Source organism: Azonexus hydrophilus, from assembly GCF_905120355.1.
GTDB lineage: Bacteria > Pseudomonadota > Gammaproteobacteria > Burkholderiales > Rhodocyclaceae > Azonexus.
Genome location: NZ_CAJHOB010000011.1, coordinates 90,346 through 116,967, shown reverse-complemented (window position 1 = coordinate 116,967; position 26,622 = coordinate 90,346). Strand labels below are relative to the sequence as shown.

The following is a 26,622-nucleotide window of genomic DNA, read 5'->3' as shown; positions in this document are numbered from 1 at the left end:
TCCGTTTTCGATCATTTTACGAAACGTTGGACTCCACTTTTTTCAGCCTACCTCACCCGAGGTGGACTTCAAAGGGCAGGAGCGCTGCAACGACACCCACGCCAGCACCACGGACGCCGATGCCCGCCTGTTCAAGAAGAGCCAGGGCGACAAGTCCCGCCTGTGCCACATGGGCCACATCCTGATGGAAAACCGCAACGGGTTGATCGTGGACGTGGAGATCACCCATGCCAGCGGCACCGCCGAGCGCGAGGCGGCGCTGGCCATGTTGAAGCGTCGGGACAACAAGAACAAGCGGGCTACGGTCGGGGCCGACAAGGGCTACGACAGCAAGGCCTTCATCAAGGGCTGCCGAAAGCTCAAGGTCACGCCGCACGTAGCGGCCAAGGACAAGCACTCGGCGGTGGATGCCCGGATCACCCGACACGAGGGCTACAAGACCAGTCAGAAGGTGCGCAAGCGCATTGAGGAGGCCTTTGGCTGGATCAAGACCGTGGGTGGTCTGGCCAAGACCAAGCTCATCGGTCAGGCCAAGCTCACGGGTCAGGCGCTGCTGTGCTTTGCCACCTACAACCTGGTGCGCATGGGCAGCATCGGCGGCTGGTGGGACGCGCATCATGCGTGAGCCCGGGGATACGTGCGCCCGAAATGGGCGAGATGGCCTGCAAACAGGCCAGATTGGCTGGTACAATCGCTGCGCAGACGCGTCTGGGCCACTCGTTTCTTCGAAAACAGCGTCCCTGATGCGTTCGATGCCCACTTTTTCAACGGCCTGTTAAATGCGATGTTTTGTCGCCTTATTTGGCGACTTCTGAGTAAGAGAAAAACGCCATGACTATTAAAAATCTTTTCCTCGCCTTGCTTGCCGCCCTTACTTTGCTTTTGTGCCTTGTGCTGTTATCCGTAATTTCTCTCAAAAGCGCGTCTGACGAAGTAGCCCGTTCCGCCGATCTGCGCTACCGCTCGTATCTATTGGCTGACGAATTGCGGCAGAGTTCTGACGATCTGACCCGACTGGCGCGAACCTATGCGGTGACCGGCGATGCGAAATACGAGAAGCAGTATTTCGATATTCTTGATATCCGTAACGGGAAAAAGCCGCGACCGGAACATTACGAGCGCATCTACTGGGATTTCGTCGCAGCAGGAATCGACAAGCCGCAACCGGATGGCGCTACAGCCTCATTGCAGGCGCTGATGAAGGAAGCGGGATTCAGCGAGCAGGAATTCGCCAAGCTCAAGGAAGCGCAGAACAACTCGGATGCGCTGGTAAAAAACGAGACGATCGCAATGAATGCGGTGAAAGGTCTGTTCGACGATGGCACCGGCCAATTCACCAAGAAGGGCGACCCCGATCTTGAACTGGCGCGCAAACTGACGCACGACGAGAATTACCACAAGTACAAGGCTCAGATCATGAAGCCGGTAGACGAGTTTCTGGAGCTTCTTGACAAGCGTACGAGTGCCGCCGTCGAACAAGCGAAGCAGGCTGAAACACGCATGCAATACTGGGTCACAGGACTTGTTCTGTTTTCCATCGCGTTTCTTGTTGTGGCGTTGTTAACCGTCTATCGCCGAATCATCGCCGCCCTCGGTGGCGAACCTGCGGTCGCGAGTGAAGTGGTCAAACAGGTGGCTGCCGGCGACCTTTCGGTAGAAATACCCGTGGCGAACACCGATAGCACCAGCTTGCTCGCCGCAATGAAAGTCATGCAGTCAAATCTTCAGAAACTGATCGGTGAAATCCAGACCAATGCCGACATGGTTGCCAGCGCTGCCAAGAAAATGACCATCGCTGCTGAGGATGTCGCCTGGTCGTCCAACCAGCAGTCGGCATCGTCCATGGAAATTGCTGCGGCGATGGAGCAGTCAACGGTGAGCATCAACCTGATGAGCGATAGCGCCAACCGGGCGCAAACGATTTCAGGCGATTCTGAATTGCTGATGAATGAGACGAGTGGCGTTGTTTCGGAAGCGGTTAATCGCATCGCCAAGATTGCGACCGTTGTCGAACAGGCTTCGCAGACGGTGCGGACGCTTGGACAGGAGTCCGAGAATGTCTCCAAGATTGTTCTTGTCATCAAGGAGGTAGCGGATCAGACCAACCTTCTGGCATTGAACGCCGCCATCGAGGCGGCGCGCGCCGGCGAGCAGGGGCGCGGTTTCGCGGTCGTGGCGGATGAGGTGAGAAAGCTTGCCGAACGAACCACGCAGTCGACCCAGGAAATCACTACCATGATCAGCTCCATGCAAAGCAGCGCTCGCGATGCCGTGACCTGTATCGAAGATGCGGTCGCCAATGTCAACGAAGGCGTGATTCTGACCAAGCGTGTTGGCGAATCCGTGTCACGACTCGGCGCCAGCTCACACGAGGTCAAGGGAGTCATTATCGATGTTTCGAGCGCACTGCGCGAACAGAACGCGGCGAGCAATGAAATCGCACGTAACGTGGAACAGATCGCCCAAACCGGCGAACGCAACAGTGGCGCTGTCGGCGCAGTGGCCAAGGCGGCTACCGAATTGCAACAACTGGCGAATTCGCTGACCGACTCGGCACGGCACTTCACCACTGTGAAGCGCTGAATTGATGGCCTCCCAGCCCCCTGGGAGGCCTCCTCGATTCAACGTCTGTTTCAAGCCCATTATTTTCAGGGCGTGCCTGCGCAATCACGACAAGCGAGCGGCGCAAAGTGACGCGCCTAGTGTCGCTTAGTCTTACTGTGCCATTACCAGGACGTTGTAATTTCCTCTGACGCCTCCGGCAATCGACTCTGACAAACCTGAATCGAACGCTTGAAGGCAGTCAACCGCCGCTACCGCAACCGGCGGATTGGGGAATTCCTGAAGGAGTTGGAGATGACCGAAGGACGCTCCACCGGGATCCCCAAAATTCTGAAGGAAATGGCAGCCAACGGCTCGCCCACGCCATTGTTCGAGACGGACGATGACCGCCTCTCGTTCGTGATTCGTCTCCCACGGCACCCGCTGGCGCTTGTCCCACCAGGGGAGCCTGTGCAAGTCACCACGCAAGTCGGGGTGCTGTTGTCGCGGATAGCCGGTGAAATGACCCGGCAGGCCATTCAGGATGCGCTGGGGCTGACCAACCGGGAGCACTTCCGCAAGACCTATCTGGTTCCCGCGCTGGAACAGGGCGTCATCGAAATGACTCTGCCCGACAAACCCAACAGCCGTAGCCAGCGTTACCGCCTGACTCCCCTCGGGCAGCACTGGCTGGATACGCATTCCGGTGGCGGTGCCAGTTGAAAACCGGATGAATGACACATGACTGTTGAGGCACTCCCCGATTTCAGCCGCCCCGCCCGCCAGCGCTGGGAGTCCATCCCCGCCGATATCCGCCAGCGTCTGCTGGCCAACGTCTGGTGCGGGCAATGTCGCCACGAAGTGACGATCACCAATTTTACCGGGACCATCAAGGGTGGCGATCTACTACTGTTGGGTAAATGTGCCGAGTGTCACGGCGACGTGGCACGAGTGATCGAGGGCTCGTGAGCACGTTGCCGCAGCAACCCGCGCCAGTGCTCATTGGCCCGAACAGCGAGTTGTTCGGTAGTAAACTGCACGCCACCACTAGAACAGACAGTCAGGCCAATCTTTCGGGATTGGCCTTTTTGTTTTCATGTTCCGCGCAGCCTGCAGCCGGACAAGATCGGGCGCCACCTCAGCGTCTCTGCAGGCCGTATCGATGGACAAATAGGCCAGGTCGGCTATAGTTAGGTCATACCGTGACTTCACAAGGAGATTGCCATGTCCATCTTTGACGCTCCCATTGCTCGTTGTGAAGCCGCCCATGCCATGGTGCTGACGGATTCGACCCAGCGCGAGTGTGCACGTGAGCATGCTTGCCCGAAAAATCGCCAATGTCCGCTGGATGGATGTTTCGCCGAGGTGAGCGGAGTCGAGTCGGCAACGGCACGGGACTGGCCGGCTCTGGCCCAGCATTAGTCGGTCTGGCCGTTGCGGCGTTGCGAGCGTCAGCCGGATGGTGGCTGACGCGGTTTGCGCGGGGCGCGCAGGAACAGGCGGTCGTAGAGCGCGTTCGGCAGGAGGCGCAGGCATTTGGCAACGATGGCCATGGGCCACGGAATGACCCGGTAGCTGCTGCCGTTGTCGATGGTCCGTGCGAAGCGGCGTGCCGCTTCGTCGGCAGGTAGCAGGAAAGGCATGCGGTAGGGGTTGTGCGTCGTCATGGGGGTCGCGATATAACCTGGCGCGATGGTGACGACGGCGATGCCGTGCGGTTTCAATTCCAGTCGCAGGCTTTCCAGATAGGCAATGACGGCAGCCTTGGATGCGGAGTAAGCCTCGGCGCCAGGTAGGCCGCGGATTCCGGCGACCGAGGCCATGCCGCACAGCCGGCGTGGCCCTCCGGCTTCACGCATGGCGGGTATAAAGGCAGAAAAGGTGGCTGCCATCCCGTAAACATTAGTGTCCATGACCTGGCGGAAAGCAGGCAGGTCTTCCGGGTATTCGCTCAGTGTGCCGACAGAGACGCCGGCGCTGGCGATGACGATATCCGGCACACCGCAGCGGGCCATGAAATCGTTTGCCGCCGCCTGCACGGCAGCGGCATCGGTGACATCCAGCGGGTAGCAGACGTGCCTGCCTCCCAGGCGTTCATTCAGTGCCTGCAATGCCTGTGCTTTGCGGCCAGATAAGCCGAGCCGCGCACCTTGGCTGCTATAGAAAACAGCCAGCGCCTCACCGATGCCGGAAGAGGCTCCCGTGATGAAGATGGTGCGTGGCTGGGCGGGGGCTGTGGGTTGCTGTGGCAACGCGGTGCTTACTTGTTACCCGTGGTGCGGCGTTCCTGCGCAATCAATTTGTCGGCCACTGCCAGTTGCTGTTCGAACTGCAGGGTGCCGATCAGGTATTTGCCATTGACGGCAAGGGCGGGAACGCCTTCGATCTTGTAGGCGTGTGCGAGCTGATCGCCACGGCGGACCTTGCTCTGCACGCCGAAAGAGGAGAAAGCATCGGCAAATTTGCGTGCGTCTACGCCGTTTGCTGCCACCCAGGATTTGATGCTCTTTTCCTCGAACAGGTTGGTGCGATCCTTGTGAATCGCTTGGAACACCTTGTTTTCCAGCCGTTGCAGATCGCCAGTGGTCTGCAGTGCGTAATACAGTTTGGCGGCATTGCCCCAGGCCGCACGGCCAAAGCTGACGGGCACTTTTTTCAGGACGACATCGGCGGGCAGTTTGTCAGCCCACAGGTTGAGCAGGGGGTTGAAATCTGCGCAGTGCGGGCAGCCATAGCTGAAAAACTCGAGAACCTCGATCTTGCCGGCGCTTTCAGTTGGCTGGGCCGGGTTGAGCAGAATGAACTCCTGTCCTGTCGTTTGCGCCCACAAGGGGCGGGCCAGGCTGCTGGCGCCAAGCGCCAGGGCAGCGGTGAGAAAATGGCGGCGTTCAAGATGCGGGTGGTTCATGCATGACTCCTGCTGGGGTTATTTCGACAGTTGGGCTTCGATGCCGGATTTGGCCAGGCTGGCGCGGGTTTTGTTCAATTCTTCGAGCTGGAAATAGGGGCCGATGCGCACCCGGTACCAAGTGCGGTCTTCGATCATTACCTGCTGTACGGTTGATTCGATGCCCATGAAGGCCAGTTTCACCTTCTGGTTGTCCGCGTCTTCCGCATTGCTGAAGGAGCCTGCCTGCAGGAAGAGCGGCGAACGACTTTCCTTGCCTGCCTTCGCTTCGGGTTTGCTCTCCGGCTTGTCGGCGGGTGTCGTGGTGGCGGCCTTTTCGGGAACGGCATCGGCTTTGCCGGGCAGAATGTCATAAAACTGGAAGCGTTTTTCCATGGCCGGATCACCCGGTTTGCCCGGGAGAGCCTTTGGCTCCTGACTGGTGGTGGCCGACGCCGGACGGGTGTCGCCATTCTGCACATTCTGGTTGAAGGGCAGCGGGGCCTTGTTGATGTACCAGACCACGCCGGCAGCGATACACACGCCGAGGACCAAGCCGATGAACATGCCGATCAGCGTGCCGCCAGCGGATTTCTTGTGCGTGGTTTTGCGGGATTTCATGTCGCGGCTCATTTCAGTCCTTCACATGCTTTCCGGGCAGGAAACACCCAGAATCGTCAAACCATTGCGAATGACCTGACGTACCGCAGCGGCCAGGGCAACGCGCGCCTGGCACAGGGCAGCATCTTCGACCAGCATCCGCTCGGCGTTGTACCAGGCATGGAATTCCCCTGCCAGATCCTTCAGGTAGAAGGCGACGGAGTGCGGGGCCAGATCGCGGGCAGCGGCTTCGATCACTTCCGGGAACTGGCCGATGAGATTGGCCAGCGCCTGCTCACGCGGATTGTCGAGGCGGCCGAGATCGGCTGCGCTCAACTCTGCCGGGCTGCCCGGCCATTGCTTGAGTACCGAGCAGATACGGGCATGAGCGTACTGGATGTAGTACACCGGGTTTTCATTGCTCTGGCTTTTGGCCAGATCGAGGTCGAAATCCAGGTGCTGATCGGATTTGCGCAGGGCGTAGAAGAAACGGCAGGCATCATTGCCCACTTCGCCGCGCAGTTCGCGCAGGGTGACAAATTCGCCCGAGCGGGTGGACATCGATGCCTTCTGGCCGTTGCGGTAGAGCACCGCGAATTGCACCAAGGCCACCTGCAGCTTGTCGGAGGGCAGGTCGAGCGCCTTGACGGCGCCGGTGACGCGGGGAATGTAGCCGTGGTGGTCGGCGCCCCAGATATTGATGATCTTGTCGAAACCGCGCTCGAATTTGTTGAGATGGTAGGCGATGTCGGAGGCGAAATAGGTGTACAGGCCGTTTTCCCGCTGTACGACGCGGTCTTTTTCATCGCCGAAAGCGGTGGAACGGAACCATTTGGCACCATTTTGTACGTAGATGTGCCCTTTTTCTTCCAGCAGCGCGACGCAACGTGCGACCAGGCCGGTGTCGTAAAGGGCTTTCTCGGAGAACCAGACTTCGAATTCGACGCCGAATTCCTGCAGATCGCTGCGGCAATCTTCCAGCTGCTCGTTGAGTGCATGCTGGTGCACATAGTGCCAGTCTTCGCCGAGGAGCGTCTTGGCCCGGGCGATCAGGGCGTCGAGGTGGGCCTCGCGCTGGGCTTTCGCTTCGTCGTCCGCGCGGTCAGCAGCGGGTAATCCCGGGGTGTCTTGCAGCACATCGGTTGCGCTGCGCCGGTACTTGTCGCCGTGGGCATGCTGCAGCTGTTCTGCCATGCGTCGGACATAGTCGCCCTGGTAGCCGTTGGGCGGGAACGGGATCTGTTCGCCGAGCAGGCCAAGATAGCGCAGCCAGGTGGAGAGGCCGAGAATGTCCATCTGCCGGCCGGCGTCATTGACGTAATACTCACGCGTCACGTCCCAGCCGGCAAAGGCGAGCAGGCTGGACAGCGATGCGCCATACGCGGCACCCCGGCCATGGCCGACGTGCAGGGGGCCGGTGGGGTTGGCAGAAACAAACTCGACCTGGATCTTCTGCGCGCCCCCCTGGGTGGAGCGGCCAAAGTCAGCGCCCTGGTTGAGGGCCGTGCGTACGACTTCGGTTTTCTCACCGGCGGCCAGGCGGAAGTTGATGAAACCGGCGCCGGCAATTTCAGCGCCGCTGATGCGCGGCGAAGCCGGTAGCTCGGCCAGCAGTTGCTGGGCGATTTCGCGCGGATTCTTCTTCAGCGCCTTGGCCAGCAGCATGGCCAGGTTGGTGGCGAAATCACCATGCGACGGGTCGCGTGGTCGCTCGATCTGGATGGGGGTGGCGCTTGCCGTAGGGGCAACACTGTCGCGGGCCTGGGTGAGCAGGGCAATCAGCTCGGTTTTGACATCATGGGCCATGGTTTGGCGTGGGGAAAATAACAAAGGCGGCATTATACGCTGCCCCTGCCAGCCGGAATGTGCGCAATGGTAAGTAGAGCGGGGACAGCCGCCCGCCTTGCGTGCTAGCATCGCCGTTTTTCCTGCAGCCCTTTTTTCATCCCGGGCATTTCTCGATGCGCCTCTTCCGCCTGCTCAAGATTGCCACTGTCGCCAGTCGTTTCGGACTCGATCAGATGGTGCTCGAACATGAGCCGAGCGGCCGCCTGATGCGATTGGCCAATGCGCTGCAGTTCTGGCGCCGGCTGCAGGCGCCGCGGGCCGAGCGCCTGCGTCTGGCACTGGAAACCCTGGGGCCGATTTTCGTCAAATTCGGTCAGGTGCTGTCGACGCGGCGTGACCTGATGCCGGCAGATATCGCCGATGAGCTGGCCAAGCTGCAGGACCGCGTCCCGCCCTTCGATTCGGCGCTGGCGCTGGCGGAAATCGAGAAAGCCTATGGCCGTCCGGCACACGAAGTATTCGCTGAATTCGATCCGCAGCCGGTCGCCTCGGCGTCCATCGCGCAGGTGCATTTTGCCCGTCTACGCCCGGAAGACGGAGGCCACGAGGTTGCTGTCAAAATTTTGCGCCCCAACATGCGGGCAGTCATCGAGCACGATCTGGCCTTGATGGACAACGGCGCCCTGCTATTGGAGAAACTCTGGGCCGATGGCAAGCGCCTGCGGCCGCGCGAAGTGGTGGCGGAGTTCGCCAAGTACCTGCGTGATGAGCTTGATCTCATGCGCGAGGCGGCAAACGCGTCGCAACTGCGGCGCAATTTCACCGATTCATCGCTCTTGATCGTTCCCGAGGTGCATTGGGATTTCTGTACCTCGACGGTGATGGTGATGGAGCGCATGCATGGCATCCCCATTTCCCATACAGAGCGTCTGCTGGCAGCCGAGATCAGCTTGCAGAAATTGTCTGCTGCCGGCGTGGAAATTTTCTTCACGCAGGTGTTCCGCGACGGCTTTTTCCATGCCGACATGCACCCAGGCAATATCTTTGTGGCCGCCGATGGTCGCTACATCGCCCTGGATTTCGGCATTGTCGGCACGCTGACCGACCGCGACAAGAACTACCTGGCGCAGAATTTCCTGGCTTTCTTCCGCCGCGATTACAAGCGGGTGGCCGAGGCGCACATCGAATCGGGTTGGGCGCCGAAGGATACCCGGGTCGATGAATTCGAGGCCGCCATCCGTGCGGTTTGTGAGCCGATTTTTGATCGGCCGCTGAAGGATATTTCCTTTGGCAAGGTGCTGTTGCGCCTGTTTCAGACCTCGCGCCGCTTCAATGTGGAAATCCAGCCGCAGTTGGTGATGCTGCAGAAAACCCTGCTCAATATCGAAGGACTTGGCCGCCAGCTCGATCCTGATCTGGATCTGTGGCAGACCGCCAAACCCTTCCTGGAGCGGTGGATGAGCGAGCAGGTTGGCTGGCGTGGCATCTGGCGCAACCTGCGGCACGAAGCTCCGAATCTGGCGCGCACCCTGCCGCAATTGCCACGTCTCGTTCACCAGCAGCTCAGCCAGCCGCAGGCAGCTGACCTGCGTCCGCAACTGGCTGCCCTGAGCCGGGCGCAGATCCGCCAGAACCGTTGGCTGGCCCTCATTGCCCTGCTGCTCGCCCTGATTGCCGGCGCCCTGATCTATCCCTATTTCTGATTTTTCCGTTTCATGACCACTGCTGCAGAATTGCTCAACGCATACCAGGAAGATGATGTCGTCAGCTGGCTTGGCGCCGATACCGTCAAGAAGGCGCGCCCCTACGTGGATCTGGTGCAACAGCTTGAAGTCGGCACTGAACGTATCAGCGCGCAGGTGCCGGGTTCGGCCCGGCAGGCGTATCGGACGGATATTGTTTTCATCGATTTCAAGCAGCAGGTCAGCTTGCTCACGACTTGCTCCTGTCCGGTGCGGCGTAACTGCAAGCATGTGGCGGCGGCCCTGCTGCGGGCGATTGCCGAGCGCAATCCGGCGGTGCGGCTGAGCAGCAGCGTGCTGTCCTGGGTCGAGGATCTGCGCCGTGCTTCGGTTGCCGTGGCCAAGAAGAAAGCGCGTAGTCCGAGTGTGCGGACCAGCTTGTTTTACATCCTGCACTGGGCGGAAGATGGTCGTCATTTCGGCGTGACCTTGCGTAAAGGCAAGCGGGCAGACAAGGCTGAAGAGTGGTGGAATATCGAGCGGGCGCTGCTCACGACACCGCAATTCGTGCAGGAAGACGATCTGCCGATCCTGCATCAGCTGTGGAATGCCCGCCACCACGCCAGTGGCATTCGTGCCTATGGGCTGGGTGACAAGCAGCCACTGGAAATTCTCTCTCGCCTGCTGGCGACTGGGCGCTTTTACAGTCAGAGCGATCTGGAAATTCCGCTACGGGAGGGGGCGGGGCGACCGGGAAGTTTTGGCTGGATGGTCGATGGGCAAGGATTCCAGCGGCCGCACCTGCGTGCGGAACCGCCCTGTCAGCTGGTGCTGCCGACCACGCCGCCCTGGTATGTCGATGTGGAGGAGGGGGAGATCGGGCCGTTGCAGATCGAGGCAGAGCCCAGCCTGATCAAGCGTCTGTTCGATCTGCCGCCGCTGTCGGAAAAGGAAGTCGCGCTGGTGGCCGAGGCATTGTCCGAGCTGGCGCCGAGCATGCCCTTGCCGGTGGAGAATGCCAGCGAGCGCTTGCGCAAGATCGATGTACCACTGCAGCCCTGTCTTTATCTGGGCACCTTGCAGACCCACGGCAACCGTCCGTGGCGCGATTATCCGTACAGCTATGGCGGCAGTGCCTTTGATTATGCACAGGTCTATTTTCGCTACGGTGAAGTCGACATCACCCCCGGGGCAAAAGCCGGCTTCGTGACGCTGCCGGAAGGTGAAACCGTGGCCCTGGTGCGGCGCCCGACGGAAGAGGCGCAGGCCTTGCAGGCGGTCCAGGAGGCGGGTTTCCTGCCGCTGCCGCCCTACATTCTGAATACTTTTGGTGCGCCGCCGCAGGAGATTTTCGGGCTGGCCAACGAGGCCGCGTGGCCGGAGTTCATGCAGAACGGCATGAAAAATCTGCGGGTTGCGGGCTGGCACATCGATTTTGCTGATGATTTCCGCCATCACGTCGTTGAAATCGAAAGTTGGGATGCCGAACTGACGGAAAGCGGTGACGGCTGGTTCGATCTCGACATGGGTGTGGTGGTCGAAGGACAGCGCCTGCCGCTGGCGCCCCTGCTGGCCCTGCTGTTCCGGCGCGATGCGCGCTGGCTGGACAGTATCGACTTGAGCAATATTCCCGACGACGAGGCGGTCATCCTGCTGACGCCGCAGGGGCAGCAGTTGAAAGTTCCGGCCGGGCGGATCAAGCCGCTGGCGGCGACGCTGATCGATCTGTTCGATGGCTTCTCCGGTGGCGAAACCCTGCGCTTGTCGCGTTTCGATGCGCCGCGTCTGGCTGAGTTGACCGATACCAGCCGCTGGGATTTCCGTGGGCAGCAGGATGTGCTGGCGCTGGCGGAGCGTTTGCAGGCGGCGCAGGGGATCAGCGACATCGCGCCGCCACAAGGCTTGCAATTGGAGTTGCGTGCTTACCAGAAAGAAGGGCTGGCCTGGTTGCAGTTCCTGCGCGCGCAGAATTTGTCCGGCATCCTCGCCGACGACATGGGCCTAGGCAAGACGGCGCAGACGCTGGCCCATCTGCTGCTGGAAAAGGAGGAGGGGCGGCTCGACCGGCCGGCGCTGATCGTGCTGCCGACCTCGCTGATTTTCAACTGGAAGCGTGAAGCAGAACGCTTTGCGCCGGCCTTGCGTGTGCTGTCACTGCATGGGCCGGGGCGCAAGGAAAGATTCGGCGATATCGGTGCCCATGATGTGGTGCTGACGACCTATCCCCTGCTCTGGCGGGACATCGATGGTCTGGTGCAGCACGATTACCATCTGCTCATCCTTGATGAGGCACAGACGGTAAAGAATGTTGCCAGCCGCAGTGCCGAGGCGGTGCGGCAGATCACGACCCGGCATCGACTGTGTCTGACCGGGACGCCACTGGAAAACCACCTGGGCGAATTGTGGAGTCAGTTTGATTTTCTGCTGCCGGGTTTTCTTGGCGCCAGCAAGCAATTCACCAAACACTGGCGAACGCCGATCGAAAAGCACGGCGACAACGATCGTCGCTCCCTGCTTGCTCGCCGTATCCGGCCCTTCATCCTGCGCCGCAAGAAGGAAGACGTGGCCACCGAGTTGCCGCCGAAAACCGTGATCGTACGCACCGTTGAACTGGAGGGCGGGCAGCGCGATCTGTACGAAACGGTACGGGCGGCGATGGATGCCAAGGTGCGCGACGAGATCGCCCAGCGCGGTTTTGCCCGGAGTCAGATCGTGATCCTCGATGCCTTGCTGAAATTACGGCAGGTATGTTGTGACCCGCGCCTGGTGAAAAGCGCGGCGGCGCGCAAGGCAAAGGAGCGGGCCAAACTCGATCTGCTGATGGAGATGCTGCCCGAACTGGTGGATGAAGGCCGGCGCATTCTGGTGTTCTCCCAATTCACCAGCATGCTTGCGCTGATCGAAGCGGAGCTGGAACGGATCGGCTTGCCCTACAGTCGTCTGACGGGGGACACCGTTGATCGGGAAACACCGGTGCGCCGCTTCCAGGAGGGTGAGGTGCCGGTGTTCCTGATCAGTCTCAAGGCCGGTGGTGTCGGCCTCAACCTGACGGCGGCCGATACGGTGATCCACTACGATCCGTGGTGGAATCCGGCCGTGGAAAATCAGGCCACGGACCGCGCGCATCGTCTCGGCCAGGACAAGCCGGTGTTCGTGTATAAACTGATCGTCTCTGGCAGCATCGAAGAAAAAATTCTTGCCCTACAGGAACGCAAGGCGGAGTTGGCGGCAGGCATCCTGTCGGAAGACCACTCGGTCGAAGTCAAGTTCGGTAGCGACGATATCGCCGCGCTTTTTGCGCCGTTGCCGGAGTAAGTCCAGCAGTCAGGCGTAATCGCTGGCGCCTTGCAGCAGGTGAATCAGGCCGCGCAGGGCGTAGGCGACGGATTGCGCCCGTATTGCACTGCGATCGCCGCTGAAGCAGCGGGTTTGCGCCTGACAACCGAGATCGCGCCCGGCCCAGGCAAAGCAGACCGTGCCCACTGGTTTGTCGGCCGAACCGCCGGCCGGACCGGCGATACCGGTAATTGCGACCGCCCAGTGTGCCGGGCTGTGGGCGAGTGCTCCCTCGGCCATGGCGCGGGCCGTGGCTTCCGAAACTGCGCCATGGCGTTCGATGGTGATTTCCGGCACGCCCAGCAGTTCGCTTTTGGCGGCGTTGGAATAGGTGACGAAGCCGCGCTCGAACCAGGCCGAGCTGCCGGCGATTTCCGTGACTGCACAGGCGAGCCCGCCGCCGGTGCACGATTCGGCAAGGGTCAGAGATTCATTGCGGGCGAGGAGTAACTGGCCGGTGGTTGCGGCCAGATCGAGCAGGTTTTCCATGGGCAACATCCCGATGCGTGTGCGCGACACTCTGTTACATAACAAGACGAAAGGGCGACAGACAGCGTCCGGCCTGGACCCTACACTGCAAGGGCATTGAACCCCTCCTCTCGAATTCCCCCATTCGAGAACTTTCAGCCCCGCCACCCCCCGGCGGGGTTTTTTTATGCGTGATCGCGATTGTGGCTCCGGGATGGTTTTTGTCAATCCTGCGTGAGCCGCTATAATTGCCGTCTTTACTCAATCCATTTACGGAGTACCAGCATGGCCGAGCAAAACGCATCCGGAAAGATCATGTGGACAACCATTCTCGTTGCCGCTGTTCTCACCGCTAGCATCTATGCGCTGACCAACAAATCTTTCGATTCGGCGGCCAACAGCGGCGCGGGTGCGGACGAAGCCGAGCTGCGGATTCAGCCGGTGGCGAAGTTCGAGCTGGCCAAGGTCGACGTTGCTGCCGAAGCCAGCGGTCCCAAGGATGGTCCGACCGTTTACAACAGCGTTTGCGGCGCCTGCCACAATACGGGAGTTGCCGGGGCACCGAAGATCGACGCCAAGGCTGACTGGGCTCCGCGTCTGGCGCTGGGTGAAGACGGCCTGCTCGCCAGCGTGATCAACGGCAAGGGTGCCATGCCGCCGAAGGGTGGGGCCGCCGCCATGTCTGATGACGAAATCAAGGGGGCGCTCACCTACATTCTGGAAAAGGTCAAATAAGCTTTTTCCTGCGCCCATCGGGGGAGGCTGTGGCCTCCCCTTTTTTGTGTGCTGTCGCTCAACGCTTGCCCGACAGAAGGGCCTTCATGGCGTCGAGGCGGGCGTTGCTGGTGGCTTTGTCCGGCAGGGCGGCCTGCTTGCCGCCGCTGAAGCGGATGTCTTCGCCCATTTCGGCGATGAAGCGCGAGGGTTCGACCGGGATCAGCTCGCGTGCCTGTTTGCGTTTCTCGCAGTAACTGAGGTGCAAGGAGCGCTGGGCGCGGGTGATGCCGACGTACATCAGCCGGCGCTCTTCCTGCAGTTTGGCCGGGTCGAGCGATTCGCGGTGCGGCAGGATGCCTTCTTCGACACCGACCAGGAAGACATGCTTGTACTCCAGCCCCTTGGCGGCATGCAAGGTGGACAGCTGTACGGCGTCGATGTCTTCGCTGTTCTGTTTGTCGAGCAGGTTGATGAGGGCGATGCTCTGGACCAGGTCGATCAGGGTTTTGCCGTCCTCTTCCCCCTTTTTATTGATCCATTCCGTGAATTCACAGACATTGGCCCAGCGGTTGCGTGCCGTGCGCTCTTCTTCGCTGTCGTAAAGATAGGTTTCGTAATCGATGGCAGCGAGCAGGTCGGGCAAGACCTGCTGCGCTGGTTCGCGGGCAGCACGCTCCTGCAGGCGGGCAATGAACTGGCAGAACTCGCGCAGCGGTTCCAGTTGCCGTGCTGCGCAGCGCTGGGCGAAGCCTTCTTCCCCGGCGCCCTGGAAGAGCGAGACATGACGTTCGCCGGCATACTGCCCCAGCGTTTGCAGGGTGGCCGCACCAATGCCGCGCTTGGGCGTGGTGGCGGCGCGGATGAAGGCCGGATCATCGTCGGTATTGGCCAGCAGGCGCAGGTAGCAGGTGAGATCCTTGATTTCGGCTTTGTCAAAGAAGGATTGGCCACCGGAAAGCAGATAGGGGATTTTCTGTTCGCGCAACTGGGCTTCCAGCAGGCGAGCCTGGTGGTTGGAGCGGTAAAGGATGGCGTAATCGCGGAATTTGCCGCGCTGCTCGAAGCGGTGCGCCTGCAGCTTCATGACCACGCTTGCGGCTTCGCTTTCATTGTCGCGGCAGACGCTGACCTGGATCGGGTCGCCGTGGCCCAGCTCCGACCACAGGGTTTTCTCGAACAGCTTCTCGTTATGTGCGATGACGTTGTTGGCAGCCTTCAGGATACGCACCGTCGACCGGTAGTTCTGTTCCAGTTTGATGACTTTCAGGCGAGGGAATTCATCCGGCAGTTTTTTCAGATTGGCGATGTCGGCACCGCGCCAGCCGTAAATGGCCTGATCGTCATCGCCCACCGCAGTGAATTGCTGGCGTACGCCGGTGAGTTGCTTGAGCAGCTGGTACTGGCAGGCGTTGGTGTCCTGGTATTCATCGATCAGCAGGTAGCGCAGGCGGTTCTGCCACTTCTCGGTAATGTCCGGATGCGCTGCGAACAGTCGTACCGGCAGGCCGATCAAGTCGTCGAAATCAACCGCCTGGTAGGCTTTCAGGGTGGCTTCGTAGCTCAGGTAAGCATTGGCGGCGAGCGTTTCGTGTTCGTTGCTGGCGATCTGGCGGGCGGCTTCCGGGCTGACCAGCGCGTTTTTCCAGTTGGAGATGATGGATTGCAGGTGGCGCAGTGTTGATTTGTCCACCGTCTTGGCGCAATCGCCAATGATGCCGGCGCAATCAGCTGCATCGAAAATGGAAAAGCGGGGTTTGTACCCCAGGGCGCGCGCTTCTTCGCGCAGGATGCGCACGCCGAGGGAGTGGAAGGTGGAAATCTGCAACTCGCCGGCTTGCGCTGCCGGCAGCAGTTTGCCGACGCGTTCCTGCATTTCCCGGGCCGCCTTGTTGGTGAACGTGATGGCGGCAATGTTGCGGGCCTGCAGACCGCAGTTGTCTACGAGGTGGGCGATTTTTTGCGTAATGACGCGGGTTTTCCCCGAACCGGCACCGGCCAGTACCAGCAAGGGTCCGTCCAGGTACTGGATGGCGGCGCGTTGTTGTGGGTTGAGTCCGTGCATGTGAGGAACGAAGGGCGACAAAAATAAAACCCGGCCATCTGGCCGGGTGGGGCGATTTTAGCGCATTCGACCGTCAGATATTCTCGTCGATCTGTCCGGGCCGTCGGCCGCGGGTGTCCATGGCCCGCACCAACTGGCGCACGTTGCGCTGTTCCAGCAGTTCGTCAGCCAGGGCGCGGGCCTCGGCACGGCGTCGTTCGGCGCCCTGGTAGGGGCCAATGGCCTTCTGATCGATCAGGGCCACTTCCTGCTGCAGCGAACGCTCCCGCTCATTGCTTGCTGCTTCCATGGCTTCGACCCGGCGAACGGCCGGCGCCTGTGCCTGCTGGGTGCGCCCGACAGTTTCCGGGCTGGGCTGGCGGGTGGTTGAAGCGAGTCGGGATGTGTTCATGACCGGACCTCCTGGCCCGGTCTACGTCAGTTCTTTGCGGGAACTTGAATCACCCCGCGCTTACAGCGCGCCGAAGACCTTCTTCAGCAGCGCGCTACCGGCCTGCATCGGGTTGCTGCGCAGCTTTTTCTCTTCCTCGGCGATCATCAGGAAGAGGCCGTCCATGGCTTTTTGCGTGACGTAGCTGTCAATATCGGCGTCTTTCTTGTCGATCAAGCCCATGCTGGCCGCTTTGCCGGCAAAGGTGTTGTACTGCTCGGCGAGTTGCAGTTTGGCGGTGGCCGCTTTGACGATGGGCAGGAATTTCTTCGTCAGCTGGTCGCTCGACGAGCGCTGGAAGTATTGCGTCACGCTATCGTCACCTCCAGTCAGGATGGCTTTGGCATCCTGCAGGGTCATCTTGCGGATCGAGTCCGAAAGGATGGGCATGGCTTCGGCCACGGCATTTTCTGCAGCGTGGTTCATCGTGTTGACCAACTGGTCAGCCTGCTTGCCCATGCCGAACATGCGCAAGCCGCCTTCCACTTTCTGCAGATAGCCCGGAAGGGGGATTTTTACCTTGTCGTTGGCGAGAAAGCCGTTGTCCTTGCCGAGTGACGCCACGGCGAATTCGGCGCCTTTGGCCAGTGCTTCGCGCACGCCGGAGCCGGCGTCGGCATTGCTGATGGCGTCCAGTCCTGCATGCGCTTGCCCGATCAGAAGGCTGGCAAGAAGCGGGAGCAGGAGGCGGGAAATGCGAGAGAGCATGATGTGATCCTTGCGGGGTTAAACGATATCGAGGTGGCTGATGCCGGCGCCGAGGTCGCGGTCGCGTGATTCCTTGGCGTTGAGCTTGATCTGCAGGCGCAGATCGTTGAGCGAATCGGCATTGCGCAGGGCGTCTTCGTAGGTGATGCGGCCGGCATCGTAGAGATCGAACAGCGCCTGGTCGAAGGTCTGCATGCCCAGTTCGCGCGATTTCTTCATGATTTCCTTGATTTCATGCACTTCGCCCTTGAAGATCAGGTCGGAAATGAGGGGCGAGTTGAGCATGACTTCGATCGCCGGTAGGCGTCCCTTGCCGTCCTTTTTTGGCAGCAGGCGCTGTGAGACGATGGCGCGCAGGTTCAGCGACAGATCCATCAGGAGCTGGTGGCGGCGCTCTTCCGGGAAGAAGTTGATGATGCGGTCGATGGCCTGGTTGGTACTGTTGGCGTGCAGCGTCGCCAGTGCCAGGTGGCCTGTTTCGGCAAAAGCGATGGCGTAATCCATCGTTTCGCGGTCGCGGATTTCTCCCATCAGGATGACATCCGGCGCCTGGCGCAGGGTGTTTTTCAGCGCCGGCCCCCAGTCGTCGGTGTCGACGCCGACTTCGCGCTGGGTGACGATGCAGTTCTTGTGCTCGTGCACGTATTCAATCGGGTCCTCGATGGTGATGATGTGACCGAAGCTGTTCTCGTTGCGGTAGTCGACCAGTGCGGCCAGCGAGGTGGTTTTGCCGGTGCCGGTGCCGCCGACGAAAATCATCAGGCCGCGCTTGGTCATGGCCAGATCCTTGATGACCGGGGGCAGGCCCAGCTCGTCCAGCGTGGGAATGGTCATGTTGATGGTGCGGCAGACCAGGGCGACGCGGCCTTGCTGAATCAACGCATTGGCACGGAAGCGACCGATGCCGGAGGGCGAAATGGCGAAATTGCATTCACGCGTGGCCTCGAATTCGGCGGCTTGGCGGTCGTTCATGATTGCGCGCGCCAGCTCGGCGGTGTGCTGTGAGTTCAGAATCTGATTGGATACCGGGGTGATCTTGCCGTCCACCTTGATTGCCGGCGGAAAGCCGGCGGTGATGAAAAGGTCCGAACCGCGCTTCTGCGTCATCAATCGCAGAAGGTCGTGCATGAATTTCATCGCCTGATCGCGTTCCATCGTGTTCTCCGTAGTATGTGTGCGACCTGGCTCAGGCCGGGAAAGCATCCTTGTTGGCGGCGCGCAGGCGGGCTTCGCTGCTCGATACGATATTGCGCCGCACCATGTCCACCAGGCACTGATCGAGGGTCTGCATGCCCATGGCCTGGCCGGTCTGGATTGACGAATACATCTGCGCCACCTTGTTTTCGCGGATCAGGTTGCGGATGGCCGGGGTGCCGATCATGATTTCGTGCGCCGCAGCGCGGCCCTGGCCGTCCTTTGTCTTCAGCAGGGTTTGCGAAATGACGGCACGCAACGATTCGGAAAGCATGGCGCGCACCATGTCTTTTTCCTCGGCCGGGAACACGTCAACCACGCGGTCGATGGTCTTCGCTGCCGACGAAGTGTGCAGGGTGCCGAACACCAGGTGGCCTGTTTCAGCCGCGGTCAGGGCGAGGCGGATGGTTTCCAGGTCACGCAGCTCGCCGACCAGGATGACGTCCGGGTCTTCGCGCAGTGCCGAGCGCAGCGCGTTGGAGAAGGACAGCGTCTGTGGGCCGACTTCGCGCTGGTTGATCAGGCATTTCTTCGATTCATGCACGAATTCAATCGGGTCCTCGATGGTGAGGATGTGGGCGTAACTATTTTCGTTGACGTGATTGACCATGGCAGCCAGCGTGGTCGATTTGCCAGAACCGGTCGGGCCGGTGACGAGCACGATGCCACGCGGATATTCGGCAATTTCGCGGAAGATTTTCGGGCAATTGAGCTCATCCAGCGTCAGCACCTTGGTCGGAATGGTCCGGAAGACAGCGGCGGCGCCGCGTTGCTGGTTGAAAGCATTGACCCGGAAGCGTGCCAGATTGGGAATTTCAAAGGAAAAGTCGCATTCCAGGGTTTCTTCGAACACCTTGCGCTGGGCGTCATTCATGATGTCGTACACCATGCCGTGCACGTCTTTGTGTTCCATTGGCGGCAGATTGATGCGGCGAACATCCCCGTGCACCCGGATCATCGGCGGCAGGCCGGAAGACAGGTGAAGATCGGATGCCTTGTTCTTGACGCTAAAGGCCAGGAGTTCAGTAATGTCCATGCAAAGATTCCCCGAAGTGCGTGCAAAATGCGTGCGTCCAGCGCGCTTGTGTATACTTTTCGCTTGAAAAGAATTCCTAATGAATTATGAGTGCAATTGCCGACAAGCTGCAAGCTGTACGCCAGCGCATCATAGCGGCGGCGCGTGCTGCCGGCCGTGCGCCTGAAAGCGTGCGCCTTCTTGCGGTCAGTAAAACCAAGCCGCTGGCGGCGATTGAAGCCGCCATCCGTGCCGGGCAAACCGATTTTGCTGAAAACTACGTCCAGGAAGGAGTGGAGAAATGCCTCGCACTCAAATCCAATGGCATTTTAACGTGGCATTTCATTGGCCCGCTGCAAAGTAATAAAACCCGCTTGGTCGCCGAACATTTTTCCTGGGTCCATAGCGTCGATCGCCTGCGCCTGGCGCAGCGTCTGTCCGAACAACGCCCGGAGCAGTGTGCGCCGCTCAATGTCTGTGTGCAGGTCAATATTTCTGACGAAAAGAGTAAAAGTGGCTGTGCCCCGGCGGAAGCCTGTGCCCTGTGTCAGGCTATCGCGGCCTTGCCCGGATTACGCTTGCGCGGCCTGATGGCCATTCCGGCGCCGACTGCCGATGTGGCGGCACAGCGGGCGGCATTTCGCAGCCTGCGCCAGTTGGCGCAAAGTATTTCGCAACATGCATCCCTGCCGCTTGATACCCTGTCGATGGGCATGAGCGATGATCTCGAAGCAGCGATTGCCGAAGGCGCGACCATGGTCCGCGTCGGCAGCGCAATTTTTGGTGAAAGAAACTACGCATGAACATTCTCTTCCTTGGTGGCGGCAATATGGCCTATGCCCTGATCGGCGGCATGCTCGACAAAGGCATTGCCGCCAGCGAAATTCAGGTGATCGACCCGGGCAGCGAAGCGCGCGCCCGCCTGCATCAGGCCTACGGGGTGGTGAGTTATGCCCAGGCTGCAGACGCACCGGCCGCGCCGGATGTGCTGCTCCTGGCCGTCAAGCCGCAGCAGATGCGGGAAGCGGTGGCGCCCTGGCAGGGGCGTCTGGGTAACGCGCTGGTCATCAGCATCGCTGCCGGCCTGGATTTGGCGACACTGGCGCGCTGGCTGGGGGGGCATCAGCGGCTGGTGCGGGCCATGCCGAATACGCCGGCGCTGGTCGGTGCAGGGATGACCGGCTGCTGCGCCACGGCGGCTGTGGATGAGGCCGGGCGCGAACTGGCTGACAAGCTGTTGCAATGTGTTGGCGCGACGGTGTGGGTTGAGCGTGAGGCGCAGATGGATGCCGTAACGGCCATCTCCGGCAGCGGCCCGGCCTACGTATTTCTGTTCATCGAAGCCCTGCAGCAGGCTGCGCTGGAGCTCGGTTTGTCGGCCGAGCAGGGACGCCAGCTGGCGGTGGCGACGGTACAGGGCGCCGGAGCGCTGGCGGCGACGAGCACGGAGGACGTGTCGGTGCTGCGCGAGCGGGTGACTTCGAAAGGCGGCACGACGGCGGCGGCACTGGAGGTGATGCAGGCGCAGGCGGTGCCGGCGGGCATTGTGGCCGGCTGTCACGCGGCGGCGGCACGCGGGGCCGAGTTGGGTCGTTTGCTGGGGGCGGAGTGATGCAGGCGCTATTCTTCTTGCTTAATGCGATCGCAGGTTTTTTCGCTTTTCTCTTCCTGCTGCGTTTTCTCATGCAGTGGCTGCGGGTGTCGTTTTCCGGGCAGCTGGGGCATTTCGTCGTTACCACCACGAACTGGGCGGTGAAGCCGCTACGCCGGGTGATTCCCGGCTGGCGCGGATTCGACTGGGCAAGCCTGCTGGCTGCCTTTGTCGTACAGCTGGCACTGACCTTGCTGGTGGTGATCCTCAGTGGTGCCGGCGAGTCTCTGCCTGATGCGCTGCCGTTTCTCTTGCTGGCGGCTGTGCGTGGTGTCCTGCGCCTGACGATCTATATCTTCATCGGTGCGCTCATCATGCAGGCCGTGCTGTCCTGGGTGAATCCCTTTTCGCCGCTGGCTGCGCCCGTGCAGCAGCTGACCCGGCCGTTGCTGGATCCCTTGCGGCGGGTCATTCCGGTGATTTCGGGTGTCGATCTGTCATTGCTGGTGGCCATTTTGCTGTTGCAGATGCTGCTGATCTACGTCTGAGCGATGACCTGGTTTCGCCTGACCGCAGCGGGTGGCGCCACGCTCAGTCTGCATATCCAGCCTGGCGCAAAAAGAAGTGAATGTGCCGGGCTGCATGGCGAGGCACTGAAAATTCGCCTCGCCGCGCCGCCTGTGGACGGTAAGGCAAACGAAGCCCTGCTGCGCTTTCTGGCACAGCGGCTGGCAATCCCCCGGCAGCAGATCAGCCTGAAAAGCGGGCAGGCATCGCGGCAGAAGGTGGTTGAAATCGAATCCGTCACGGCAGAGCGGCTTGTTGCGCTGTTGACGTGAAAACGGCGGGATATTCCCGCCGTACATGCAGCTTTCGATTCAATTTACTGCCTCATTTCCTGACCGGCGTCTTGGCCGCAGTTTTTGCCGGCGTGGGCCCGACGGTGAGTTCCGGCCGCAGTTTGTCGATGCTCTTCTTGCCGAAACCTTTGACGTTTTGCAGGTCATCCACCGATTTGAAGGGGCCGTTCTTGTTCCGGTATTCAACGATGGCGCTGGCCTTGCTGGGGCCGATGCCATTGATCGCGTCGAGTTCGGCCACGGTGGCGGTGTTGAGGTTGACCGCTGCCACGGCCATGCTGGCGGCGGCAAACAAACTGAGTAATGACATGAGCAGACGTAGCGACAGACGTTTCATTGCGAACTTCCTCCAGAATGTGTGAACGATTGGATACGGCCGGCAGTGATGACTGCCGGAAAACATTCTATTGGAATAACCAGACTATGTCACTCGCATTTAATTTGCTGCGATTCAGCCATGGACAATACGTCCGCCGACCAGGGTTTTCTGCACTTTGCCCGGCATGGGATGGCCGAGCCAGGGCGAGTTTTTGCCTCGGCTCCTGAGCACTTCAGGGGTCAATACCCATTCTGCGTCCGGGTCGAAAATGCAGATGTCGGCACTGGCGCCCACGCTCAGGCTGCCCGCAGCGAGGCCGAGCAGGGCGGCGGGGGCGCAGGTGATGCTGGCGAGGGCGGTGGGCAGGTCGACGCTTTCCTGGGCCGCCCATTTCAGGGTCAGCGGCAGCAGGACTTCAAGACCGGTTGCCCCGGATCGGGCTTCGCCGAATGGCATCATCTTGTCGTCGGCGGCCAGTGGCGTGTGGTCGGAGCAGATGGCCGCCCGACCATTGCGCACGGCATGGCTGAGGCTGTTACGGTCGGCTTCGGTGCGTAACGGCGGCAGAAAACGCGCCTGCGGGTTGAAATAGCCGATGTCGTATTCGGTGAGCAGGAGGTGGTGGATGCCGACGTCGCAACTGAGCGGCAATCCTTCTGCCATGGCTGCTTCGACCATGGCGATGCCGGCGGCCGAAGAAAGGCGGGTCAGATGCACACGGCAGCCGGTGTGGCGGACCAGCTGGGTCAGAGTGGCGATGGCAATGGTTTCGGCGGCCACTGGAATGCCGGACAGGCCCAGACGGGCCGCCACTTCGCCGTCGTGCGCATTGCCGTTTCGCGCCAGATAGTATTCCTGCGGGTGCAGGAAGACAGTGAAGCCAAAGGAGGCCGCGTATTCGAGTGCGTGCATCAGCGACTGCGTGTCGACCACCGGCACCTTGGCCTGCGAGAAGGCGACGCAGCCGGCCTTCCTCAGGCCAGCCATTTCCGTCAGGCGTTCGCCCTTGAGGCCGAGGGTGAGGGCGCCCAGCGGATAGACACGCGCTTTGCCGATTTCCTTGGCGCGGTGCACCAGGCGGTCTGCCAGTTCCGGTTCGTCGAGCGGTGGATCGGCATCCGGGGGGACCACCACGCTGGTGACGCCGCCAGCAACGGCGGCAGCGAGTTCGGCCTCGATGGAATTGAGGCGGGCGCCGAGATCGACAAAGCCGGGGCAGACGACATGGCCCTGTGCATCAATCGTTTCGGTGGCTTCAAACCCGGCCGGGGGGGCACCGACACCGACGATGCGGCGGCCGCTGATGAACAGTGAAAGGTTGTTCTGGTCGATGCCGTTTTTCGGGTCGATAACGCGGCCATTCCTGATTTCGATGTTCATGTGCTCAATTCCCTGCAACGATGCTCATCACCGCCATGCGCACGGCGATGCCGAAGGTGACCTGATTGAGGATGACGGCCTGTGGTCCGTCGGCAACCGCAGAATGAATTTCCACGCCACGGTTCATCGGGCCCGGATGCATGACGATGGCGTCCGGTTTGGCCAGTGCCAGTTTTTGCGGCGTCAGGCCGTAATGGCGGAAATACTCGCCGGCGGAAGGGAGCAGGGCGCCGTTCATGCGTTCGTTCTGCAAGCGCAGCATGATGACCACGTCGCAATCGCGCAGACCTTCGTTCATGTCGTGAAAGACCTGCACGCCAAGTTTGTCGAGATGCTTGGGCAGCAAGGTTTCCGGGCCGATGGCGCGCACTTCCGGGACGCCCAGGGTGGTGAGGGCATGAATGTCGGAGCGGGCGACGCGCGAATGCAGAATGTCACCAACCACGGCCACCCGCAACTGGCTGAAATCTTTCTTGAAGTGGCGGATGGTGTACATGTCGAGCAGACCCTGGGTCGGGTGTGCGTGGCGTCCGTCACCGGCGTTGACCACATGGATGTCGTCGCGGCCGATGCGGTTCAGGTGCTCGGCGATCAGGTAGGGGGCGCCGGAGGTGGCATGGCGGACGACGAACAGGTTGGCGTCCATGGCGCACAGGTTGTCGATGGTGTCGAGCAGCGTTTCGCCCTTGGAGGTGGAGGAACGCCCGATATCGAGGTTGAGTACGTCAGCCGAGAGCCGCTTGGCGGCAATCTCGAAGGTGGTGCGGGTGCGGGTCGAGTTTTCGAAAAAGAGGTTGAACACGCTCTTGCCGCGCAGCAGGGGGACTTTTTTCACGGCCCGCGTGGAGATTTCCATGAAGGATTCCGCCGTGTCGAGAATCTGCGTCATGATGGCGCGCGGCAGCCCTTCGGTAGAGAGCAGGTGCACCAGTTCGCCATGCTTGTTCAACTGCGGGTTATGCATGCTGCAACCTCCAGGTGAGTTGTCCGGCCGTGTCAGGCGCCTGCTGCTGTTCCAGTTGCAAGCTCTGCCCCGGGGCAAGGCGCACATCCCAGACTTTCCAGGTCGCTGCAATCGGCAGTTCGTGTTCGCCGCGGTCGGCCAGCACCGCCAGGTCGATGGCGGCCGGGCGGCCGTAATCGAAAAGTTCGTTGACGGCCGCGCGCGTGGTGCGGCCGGTATAGAGCACGTCATCCACCAGCACGATGTGGCGGCCTTCGACGTCGAAGGGAATGATGGTCGGCTTGACCTTGCTCTGCAGCCCCTTGAGCGCGAAATCGTCGCGATAGAAGGAGACATCGATCAGGCCGATTTCGTCGTGCAGACCGAGCAACTGGCGCAGGCGCTCGGCGATCCAGGCGCCGCCACTGTAGATGCCGACCAGGGCGGGGTTCTTGGGCAACAAGGGGCGCAGCTGTTCGGCCAGCTGCCGGCACTGCGCTTCAGGATCGGGCAGGGCAGCAGATAAAACGAGGGTCTCAGGAGGCGACATGCGGTGTGCTTTCCAACCAGGTTTGCAAAATGAGTTGCGCCGCCACGGCATCGAGCAGCGGCTTGGCAGTTTTGGCGTTACGCCCGGTTTCCCGCAGCCGGCTTTCGGCATCGCGCGAAGTCAGGCGTTCGTCGGCCAGGGCGACGGGCAGGGCAAAATGCTTGTGCAATCGCTCGGCAAATTTTCTCGCCAGCTGGGTCATGGCATGTGGTGTGCCATCGGCGTGCGTGGGCAGGCCAACCACCAGCTGCTGCGGTTGCCATTCGGCGACCAGCTTGCCGATTTCAGCCAGGCGCTGGGCGTTGCTCTCGGCATGAATGACGGTCAGGGGATGGGCGGTGCCAAGCAGGGTTTCACCGGTGGCGACGCCGATGCGTTTCTCGCCGAAGTCGAACGCCAGCACCGTGCCCACGTCAGGCGTGCCCAGCGACGTCGGAGAGCTGGGCAAAGCTGATGCCCAGGGTTTGCAGGGCGGCCGGCAGGCGACCTTCCGGCGGCAGATCGAACAGGATGTCGGCGCGTGCCGGCACCGTCAGCCAGGAGTTCTGCGCCATTTCCTCTTCGATCTGTCCGGCATCCCAGCCGGCGTAACCTAGGGACACAATGATTTCCGAGGGAGCACCTTCCTTGGCGACGGCGTCGAGCACATCGCGGGAGCTGGTCAGGGCGATTTCCGGGCTGATGGCCAGGGTGGATTGCCACGTGCCGCCCGCTCGGTGCAGGACGAAGCCGCGATCCATCTGCACCGGCCCGCCGAAATAGACAGGCAGGTCAGCCAGATCCTGACGCTCGAAGGTGATGTTGACCTTCTCCAGCAGGCTCGCCAGATTGAGTTCCAGGGGGCGGTTAACAATGATCCCCAGGGCCCCGTTGCGGGTATGTTCGCAGACATAGATCAGCGCCTTGGAAAAGTACGGATCTTCCAGGGTGGGCATGGCGATGAGGAAATTGTTGGTGAGATTGAATGAATCCATGCGCCGATTTTACCGTGAAACCCGCCGCCGATGCGGCCGTGCCGGCAGCCCGGCAAAAGCCGCGGTAAATCAAGGCGTGCGCCGCCCTGCGGGCTAGACTGCACAGCAGTTCGATACGTATTCCACCTTTTGTTCTGGAGACTGCCGATGAAACGTCACGTCACGTTGCAAGATCTCTCGCGTGAGCATCATCACGCCCTCAAACTTGCCCTGGACTGCCGCCGGGCCGCCGCTGCGCAAGATGCAGCCCAACAGAATGCGATGATCGCTGCCTGCAGCGCCCGCTTCGCGAGTGAGCTGGAGCCGCATTTCCAGATCGAAGAACGCGACCTGTTGCCGCGTCTGGCGGCAGCAGGTGAAACGGCGCTGGTGGAGCGCACGCTGGCGGAACATGCGGCCATCCGGCAACTGGTTGCTGCGTTGCCGCAACGCGGTGCGGGCGGTCTGGAGGAATTTGCCGTCTTGATGAATGCGCACGTGCGCTTTGAAGAGCGGCAGCTGTTCGCCGCCCTGGAAAAACTGCTGCCGGCCTGAGGGCACCCTCTGCCGTTACAATGCGCCCTTTTTCAAGGGGGCA

29 protein-coding genes are annotated in these 26,622 nt (G+C 60.9%); 13 read left to right on the top strand and 16 right to left on the bottom strand.

What is annotated here, in order from left to right; translation table 11 throughout:
• The 5 genes from JYJ39_RS10340 to JYJ39_RS10320 form a co-directional block, all read left to right on the top strand.
• Nucleotides 1-625, top strand: a 625-nt coding sequence (locus tag JYJ39_RS10340) for an IS5 family transposase (protein ID WP_205204135.1), incomplete at its 5' end; no start/stop codon positions are given.
• Nucleotides 626-831: 206 nt separating this feature from the next.
• A complete protein-coding gene (locus tag JYJ39_RS10335) occupies nt 832-2,583 on the top strand; it encodes a methyl-accepting chemotaxis protein (protein WP_205204134.1) in 1,752 nt (583 codons plus the stop codon).
• A gap of 210 nt (nt 2,584-2,793) precedes the next feature.
• Nucleotides 2,794-3,264 carry a Fic family protein gene (locus tag JYJ39_RS10330; RefSeq protein WP_205204133.1) on the top strand — a complete coding sequence of 157 codons (471 nt, stop codon included), beginning with the start codon at nt 2,794-2,796 and terminating at the stop codon, nt 3,262-3,264.
• 18 nt (nt 3,265-3,282) lie between these two features.
• Nucleotides 3,283-3,510 carry a hypothetical protein gene (locus tag JYJ39_RS10325; RefSeq protein WP_205204132.1) on the top strand — a complete coding sequence of 76 codons (228 nt, stop codon included), beginning with the start codon at nt 3,283-3,285 and terminating at the stop codon, nt 3,508-3,510.
• 255 nt (nt 3,511-3,765) lie between these two features.
• Complete coding sequence (locus tag JYJ39_RS10320) at nt 3,766-3,963, top strand: hypothetical protein (RefSeq protein WP_205204131.1); 198 nt, start codon at nt 3,766-3,768, stop codon at nt 3,961-3,963.
• 29 nt (nt 3,964-3,992) lie between these two features.
• On the opposite strand, the gene JYJ39_RS10315 is transcribed toward JYJ39_RS10320, so the two are convergent.
• Genes JYJ39_RS10315 through argS form a run of 4 tightly spaced genes read right to left on the bottom strand, consistent with a single transcriptional unit; the run spans nt 3,993 to nt 7,834 of the window.
• Complete coding sequence (locus JYJ39_RS10315) at nt 3,993-4,793, bottom strand: SDR family oxidoreductase (RefSeq protein ID WP_240189629.1); 801 nt, start codon at nt 4,791-4,793, stop codon at nt 3,993-3,995.
• An 8-nt stretch (nt 4,794-4,801) separates the two neighbouring features.
• The gene (locus tag JYJ39_RS10310) at nt 4,802-5,449 is read right to left on the bottom strand and encodes a thiol:disulfide interchange protein DsbA/DsbL (protein ID WP_205204130.1); all 648 of its coding nucleotides are present in this window, start codon (nt 5,447-5,449) and stop codon (nt 4,802-4,804) included.
• Between the two features lie 18 nt (nt 5,450-5,467).
• A complete protein-coding gene (locus JYJ39_RS10305; RefSeq protein WP_240189628.1) occupies nt 5,468-6,049 on the bottom strand; it encodes an SPOR domain-containing protein in 582 nt (193 codons plus the stop codon).
• 21 nt (nt 6,050-6,070) lie between these two features.
• Nucleotides 6,071-7,834, bottom strand: coding sequence for an arginine--tRNA ligase (gene argS, locus JYJ39_RS10300; RefSeq protein WP_205204128.1), 1,764 nt, complete (start codon nt 7,832-7,834; stop codon nt 6,071-6,073).
• A gap of 155 nt (nt 7,835-7,989) precedes the next feature.
• On the opposite strand from argS, the gene ubiB reads away from it, so the two are divergent.
• Complete coding sequence (gene ubiB / locus JYJ39_RS10295; RefSeq protein WP_205204126.1) at nt 7,990-9,519, top strand: ubiquinone biosynthesis regulatory protein kinase UbiB; 1,530 nt, start codon at nt 7,990-7,992, stop codon at nt 9,517-9,519.
• A gap of 12 nt (nt 9,520-9,531) precedes the next feature.
• The gene (locus JYJ39_RS10290; RefSeq protein WP_205204124.1) at nt 9,532-12,813 is read left to right on the top strand and encodes a DEAD/DEAH box helicase; all 3,282 of its coding nucleotides are present in this window, start codon (nt 9,532-9,534) and stop codon (nt 12,811-12,813) included.
• Between the two features lie 9 nt (nt 12,814-12,822).
• On the opposite strand, the gene JYJ39_RS10285 is transcribed toward JYJ39_RS10290, so the two are convergent.
• Nucleotides 12,823-13,323: a CinA family protein gene (locus tag JYJ39_RS10285; protein WP_205204122.1), complete on the bottom strand. Its 501-nt coding sequence runs from the start codon at nt 13,321-13,323 to the stop codon at nt 12,823-12,825.
• 264 nt (nt 13,324-13,587) lie between these two features.
• Between JYJ39_RS10285 and JYJ39_RS10280 the strand changes: the two genes are divergently transcribed.
• On the top strand, nt 13,588-14,037 hold the full coding sequence (locus JYJ39_RS10280) for a c-type cytochrome (RefSeq protein ID WP_205204120.1): 450 nt from the start codon (nt 13,588-13,590) through the stop codon (nt 14,035-14,037).
• Between the two features lie 58 nt (nt 14,038-14,095).
• Here the strand turns inward: JYJ39_RS10280 and JYJ39_RS10275 are convergent, their stop codons facing one another.
• The 5 genes from JYJ39_RS10275 to JYJ39_RS10255 form a co-directional block, all read right to left on the bottom strand.
• Entirely contained in the window at nt 14,096-16,081 is a 1,986-nt protein-coding gene (locus tag JYJ39_RS10275) for a UvrD-helicase domain-containing protein (protein WP_205204119.1), read from the bottom strand.
• Nucleotides 16,082-16,154: 73 nt separating this feature from the next.
• Complete coding sequence (locus tag JYJ39_RS10270; protein ID WP_205204118.1) at nt 16,155-16,472, bottom strand: hypothetical protein; 318 nt, start codon at nt 16,470-16,472, stop codon at nt 16,155-16,157.
• Nucleotides 16,473-16,532: 60 nt separating this feature from the next.
• Entirely contained in the window at nt 16,533-17,219 is a 687-nt protein-coding gene (locus JYJ39_RS10265; protein ID WP_205204117.1) for a DUF4197 domain-containing protein, read from the bottom strand.
• Nucleotides 17,220-17,237: 18 nt separating this feature from the next.
• Entirely contained in the window at nt 17,238-18,374 is a 1,137-nt protein-coding gene (locus JYJ39_RS10260) for a PilT/PilU family type 4a pilus ATPase (protein ID WP_205204116.1), read from the bottom strand.
• A gap of 31 nt (nt 18,375-18,405) precedes the next feature.
• Nucleotides 18,406-19,449, bottom strand: coding sequence for a type IV pilus twitching motility protein PilT (locus tag JYJ39_RS10255; RefSeq protein WP_205204115.1), 1,044 nt, complete (start codon nt 19,447-19,449; stop codon nt 18,406-18,408).
• Between the two features lie 86 nt (nt 19,450-19,535).
• Between JYJ39_RS10255 and JYJ39_RS10250 the strand changes: the two genes are divergently transcribed.
• Genes JYJ39_RS10250 through JYJ39_RS10235 form a run of 4 tightly spaced genes read left to right on the top strand, consistent with a single transcriptional unit; the run spans nt 19,536 to nt 21,858 of the window.
• Nucleotides 19,536-20,231, top strand: coding sequence for a YggS family pyridoxal phosphate-dependent enzyme (locus tag JYJ39_RS10250; protein WP_205204114.1), 696 nt, complete (start codon nt 19,536-19,538; stop codon nt 20,229-20,231).
• Nucleotides 20,228-21,040 (top strand): pyrroline-5-carboxylate reductase, encoded by an 813-nt coding sequence (proC, locus tag JYJ39_RS10245; protein WP_205204113.1) that lies wholly within the window; start codon nt 20,228-20,230, stop codon nt 21,038-21,040. Before JYJ39_RS10250 ends, proC begins: the two co-directional genes overlap by 4 nt.
• Nucleotides 21,041-21,057: 17 nt before the next feature.
• Nucleotides 21,058-21,567 (top strand): YggT family protein, encoded by a 510-nt coding sequence (locus JYJ39_RS10240; protein ID WP_240189627.1) that lies wholly within the window; start codon nt 21,058-21,060, stop codon nt 21,565-21,567.
• A gap of 3 nt (nt 21,568-21,570) precedes the next feature.
• Nucleotides 21,571-21,858 carry a DUF167 domain-containing protein gene (locus JYJ39_RS10235; RefSeq protein ID WP_205204109.1) on the top strand — a complete coding sequence of 96 codons (288 nt, stop codon included), beginning with the start codon at nt 21,571-21,573 and terminating at the stop codon, nt 21,856-21,858.
• Nucleotides 21,859-21,910: 52 nt separating this feature from the next.
• Here the strand turns inward: JYJ39_RS10235 and JYJ39_RS10230 are convergent, their stop codons facing one another.
• From JYJ39_RS10230 to JYJ39_RS10205, 6 genes are all read right to left on the bottom strand, one after another.
• Nucleotides 21,911-22,216, bottom strand: a complete 306-nt coding sequence (locus JYJ39_RS10230; protein WP_205204107.1) for a ComEA family DNA-binding protein — start codon at nt 22,214-22,216, stop codon at nt 21,911-21,913.
• A gap of 114 nt (nt 22,217-22,330) precedes the next feature.
• The gene (locus JYJ39_RS10225) at nt 22,331-23,578 is read right to left on the bottom strand and encodes a dihydroorotase (protein ID WP_205204106.1); all 1,248 of its coding nucleotides are present in this window, start codon (nt 23,576-23,578) and stop codon (nt 22,331-22,333) included.
• Between the two features lie 4 nt (nt 23,579-23,582).
• Nucleotides 23,583-24,542: an aspartate carbamoyltransferase catalytic subunit gene (locus JYJ39_RS10220; protein WP_205204104.1), complete on the bottom strand. Its 960-nt coding sequence runs from the start codon at nt 24,540-24,542 to the stop codon at nt 23,583-23,585.
• On the bottom strand, nt 24,535-25,071 hold the full coding sequence (gene pyrR, locus JYJ39_RS10215; protein ID WP_205204103.1) for a bifunctional pyr operon transcriptional regulator/uracil phosphoribosyltransferase PyrR: 537 nt from the start codon (nt 25,069-25,071) through the stop codon (nt 24,535-24,537). The genes JYJ39_RS10220 and pyrR overlap by 8 nt, the downstream gene beginning before the upstream one ends.
• Nucleotides 25,058-25,519 (bottom strand): Holliday junction resolvase RuvX, encoded by a 462-nt coding sequence (gene ruvX, locus JYJ39_RS10210; protein ID WP_240189626.1) that lies wholly within the window; start codon nt 25,517-25,519, stop codon nt 25,058-25,060. Before ruvX ends, pyrR begins: the two co-directional genes overlap by 14 nt.
• Nucleotides 25,485-26,045, bottom strand: a complete 561-nt coding sequence (locus JYJ39_RS10205) for a YqgE/AlgH family protein (protein WP_205204102.1) — start codon at nt 26,043-26,045, stop codon at nt 25,485-25,487. Before JYJ39_RS10205 ends, ruvX begins: the two co-directional genes overlap by 35 nt.
• 147 nt (nt 26,046-26,192) lie before the next feature.
• Between JYJ39_RS10205 and JYJ39_RS10200 the strand changes: the two genes are divergently transcribed.
• Nucleotides 26,193-26,579 (top strand): hemerythrin domain-containing protein, encoded by a 387-nt coding sequence (locus JYJ39_RS10200; protein ID WP_205204101.1) that lies wholly within the window; start codon nt 26,193-26,195, stop codon nt 26,577-26,579.
• Nucleotides 26,580-26,622 lie beyond the last annotated feature (43 nt).

Excerpts from the sequence above, each read along its gene's own strand:
- JYJ39_RS10255 (WP_205204115.1), bottom strand. The coding sequence starts at position 19,449 with ATGGACATTACTGAACTCCTGGCCTTTAGCGTCAAGAACAAGGCATCC.
- JYJ39_RS10275 (WP_205204119.1), bottom strand. The coding sequence starts at position 16,081 with ATGCACGGACTCAACCCACAACAACGCGCCGCCATCCAGTACCTGGAC.
- JYJ39_RS10225 (WP_205204106.1), bottom strand. The coding sequence starts at position 23,578 with ATGAACATCGAAATCAGGAATGGCCGCGTTATCGACCCGAAAAACGGC.
- JYJ39_RS10335 (WP_205204134.1), top strand. The coding sequence starts at position 832 with ATGACTATTAAAAATCTTTTCCTCGCCTTGCTTGCCGCCCTTACTTTG.
- JYJ39_RS10305 (WP_240189628.1), bottom strand. The coding sequence starts at position 6,049 with ATGAAATCCCGCAAAACCACGCACAAGAAATCCGCTGGCGGCACGCTG.
- JYJ39_RS10200 (WP_205204101.1), top strand. The coding sequence starts at position 26,193 with ATGAAACGTCACGTCACGTTGCAAGATCTCTCGCGTGAGCATCATCAC.
- JYJ39_RS10285 (WP_205204122.1), bottom strand. The coding sequence starts at position 13,323 with ATGGAAAACCTGCTCGATCTGGCCGCAACCACCGGCCAGTTACTCCTC.
- JYJ39_RS10235 (WP_205204109.1), top strand. The coding sequence starts at position 21,571 with ATGACCTGGTTTCGCCTGACCGCAGCGGGTGGCGCCACGCTCAGTCTG.
- JYJ39_RS10320 (WP_205204131.1), top strand. The coding sequence starts at position 3,766 with ATGTCCATCTTTGACGCTCCCATTGCTCGTTGTGAAGCCGCCCATGCC.
- proC (WP_205204113.1), top strand. The coding sequence starts at position 20,228 with ATGAACATTCTCTTCCTTGGTGGCGGCAATATGGCCTATGCCCTGATC.
- JYJ39_RS10270 (WP_205204118.1), bottom strand. The coding sequence starts at position 16,472 with ATGAACACATCCCGACTCGCTTCAACCACCCGCCAGCCCAGCCCGGAA.
- JYJ39_RS10290 (WP_205204124.1), top strand. The coding sequence starts at position 9,532 with ATGACCACTGCTGCAGAATTGCTCAACGCATACCAGGAAGATGATGTC.
- argS (WP_205204128.1), bottom strand. The coding sequence starts at position 7,834 with ATGGCCCATGATGTCAAAACCGAGCTGATTGCCCTGCTCACCCAGGCC.
- JYJ39_RS10230 (WP_205204107.1), bottom strand. The coding sequence starts at position 22,216 with ATGAAACGTCTGTCGCTACGTCTGCTCATGTCATTACTCAGTTTGTTT.
- JYJ39_RS10220 (WP_205204104.1), bottom strand. The coding sequence starts at position 24,542 with ATGCATAACCCGCAGTTGAACAAGCATGGCGAACTGGTGCACCTGCTC.
- JYJ39_RS10265 (WP_205204117.1), bottom strand. The coding sequence starts at position 17,219 with ATGCTCTCTCGCATTTCCCGCCTCCTGCTCCCGCTTCTTGCCAGCCTT.
- JYJ39_RS10310 (WP_205204130.1), bottom strand. The coding sequence starts at position 5,449 with ATGAACCACCCGCATCTTGAACGCCGCCATTTTCTCACCGCTGCCCTG.
- JYJ39_RS10260 (WP_205204116.1), bottom strand. The coding sequence starts at position 18,374 with ATGGAACGCGATCAGGCGATGAAATTCATGCACGACCTTCTGCGATTG.
- ubiB (WP_205204126.1), top strand. The coding sequence starts at position 7,990 with ATGCGCCTCTTCCGCCTGCTCAAGATTGCCACTGTCGCCAGTCGTTTC.
- JYJ39_RS10325 (WP_205204132.1), top strand. The coding sequence starts at position 3,283 with ATGACTGTTGAGGCACTCCCCGATTTCAGCCGCCCCGCCCGCCAGCGC.
- JYJ39_RS10250 (WP_205204114.1), top strand. The coding sequence starts at position 19,536 with ATGAGTGCAATTGCCGACAAGCTGCAAGCTGTACGCCAGCGCATCATA.
- JYJ39_RS10205 (WP_205204102.1), bottom strand. The coding sequence starts at position 26,045 with ATGGATTCATTCAATCTCACCAACAATTTCCTCATCGCCATGCCCACC.
- JYJ39_RS10280 (WP_205204120.1), top strand. The coding sequence starts at position 13,588 with ATGGCCGAGCAAAACGCATCCGGAAAGATCATGTGGACAACCATTCTC.
- pyrR (WP_205204103.1), bottom strand. The coding sequence starts at position 25,071 with ATGTCGCCTCCTGAGACCCTCGTTTTATCTGCTGCCCTGCCCGATCCT.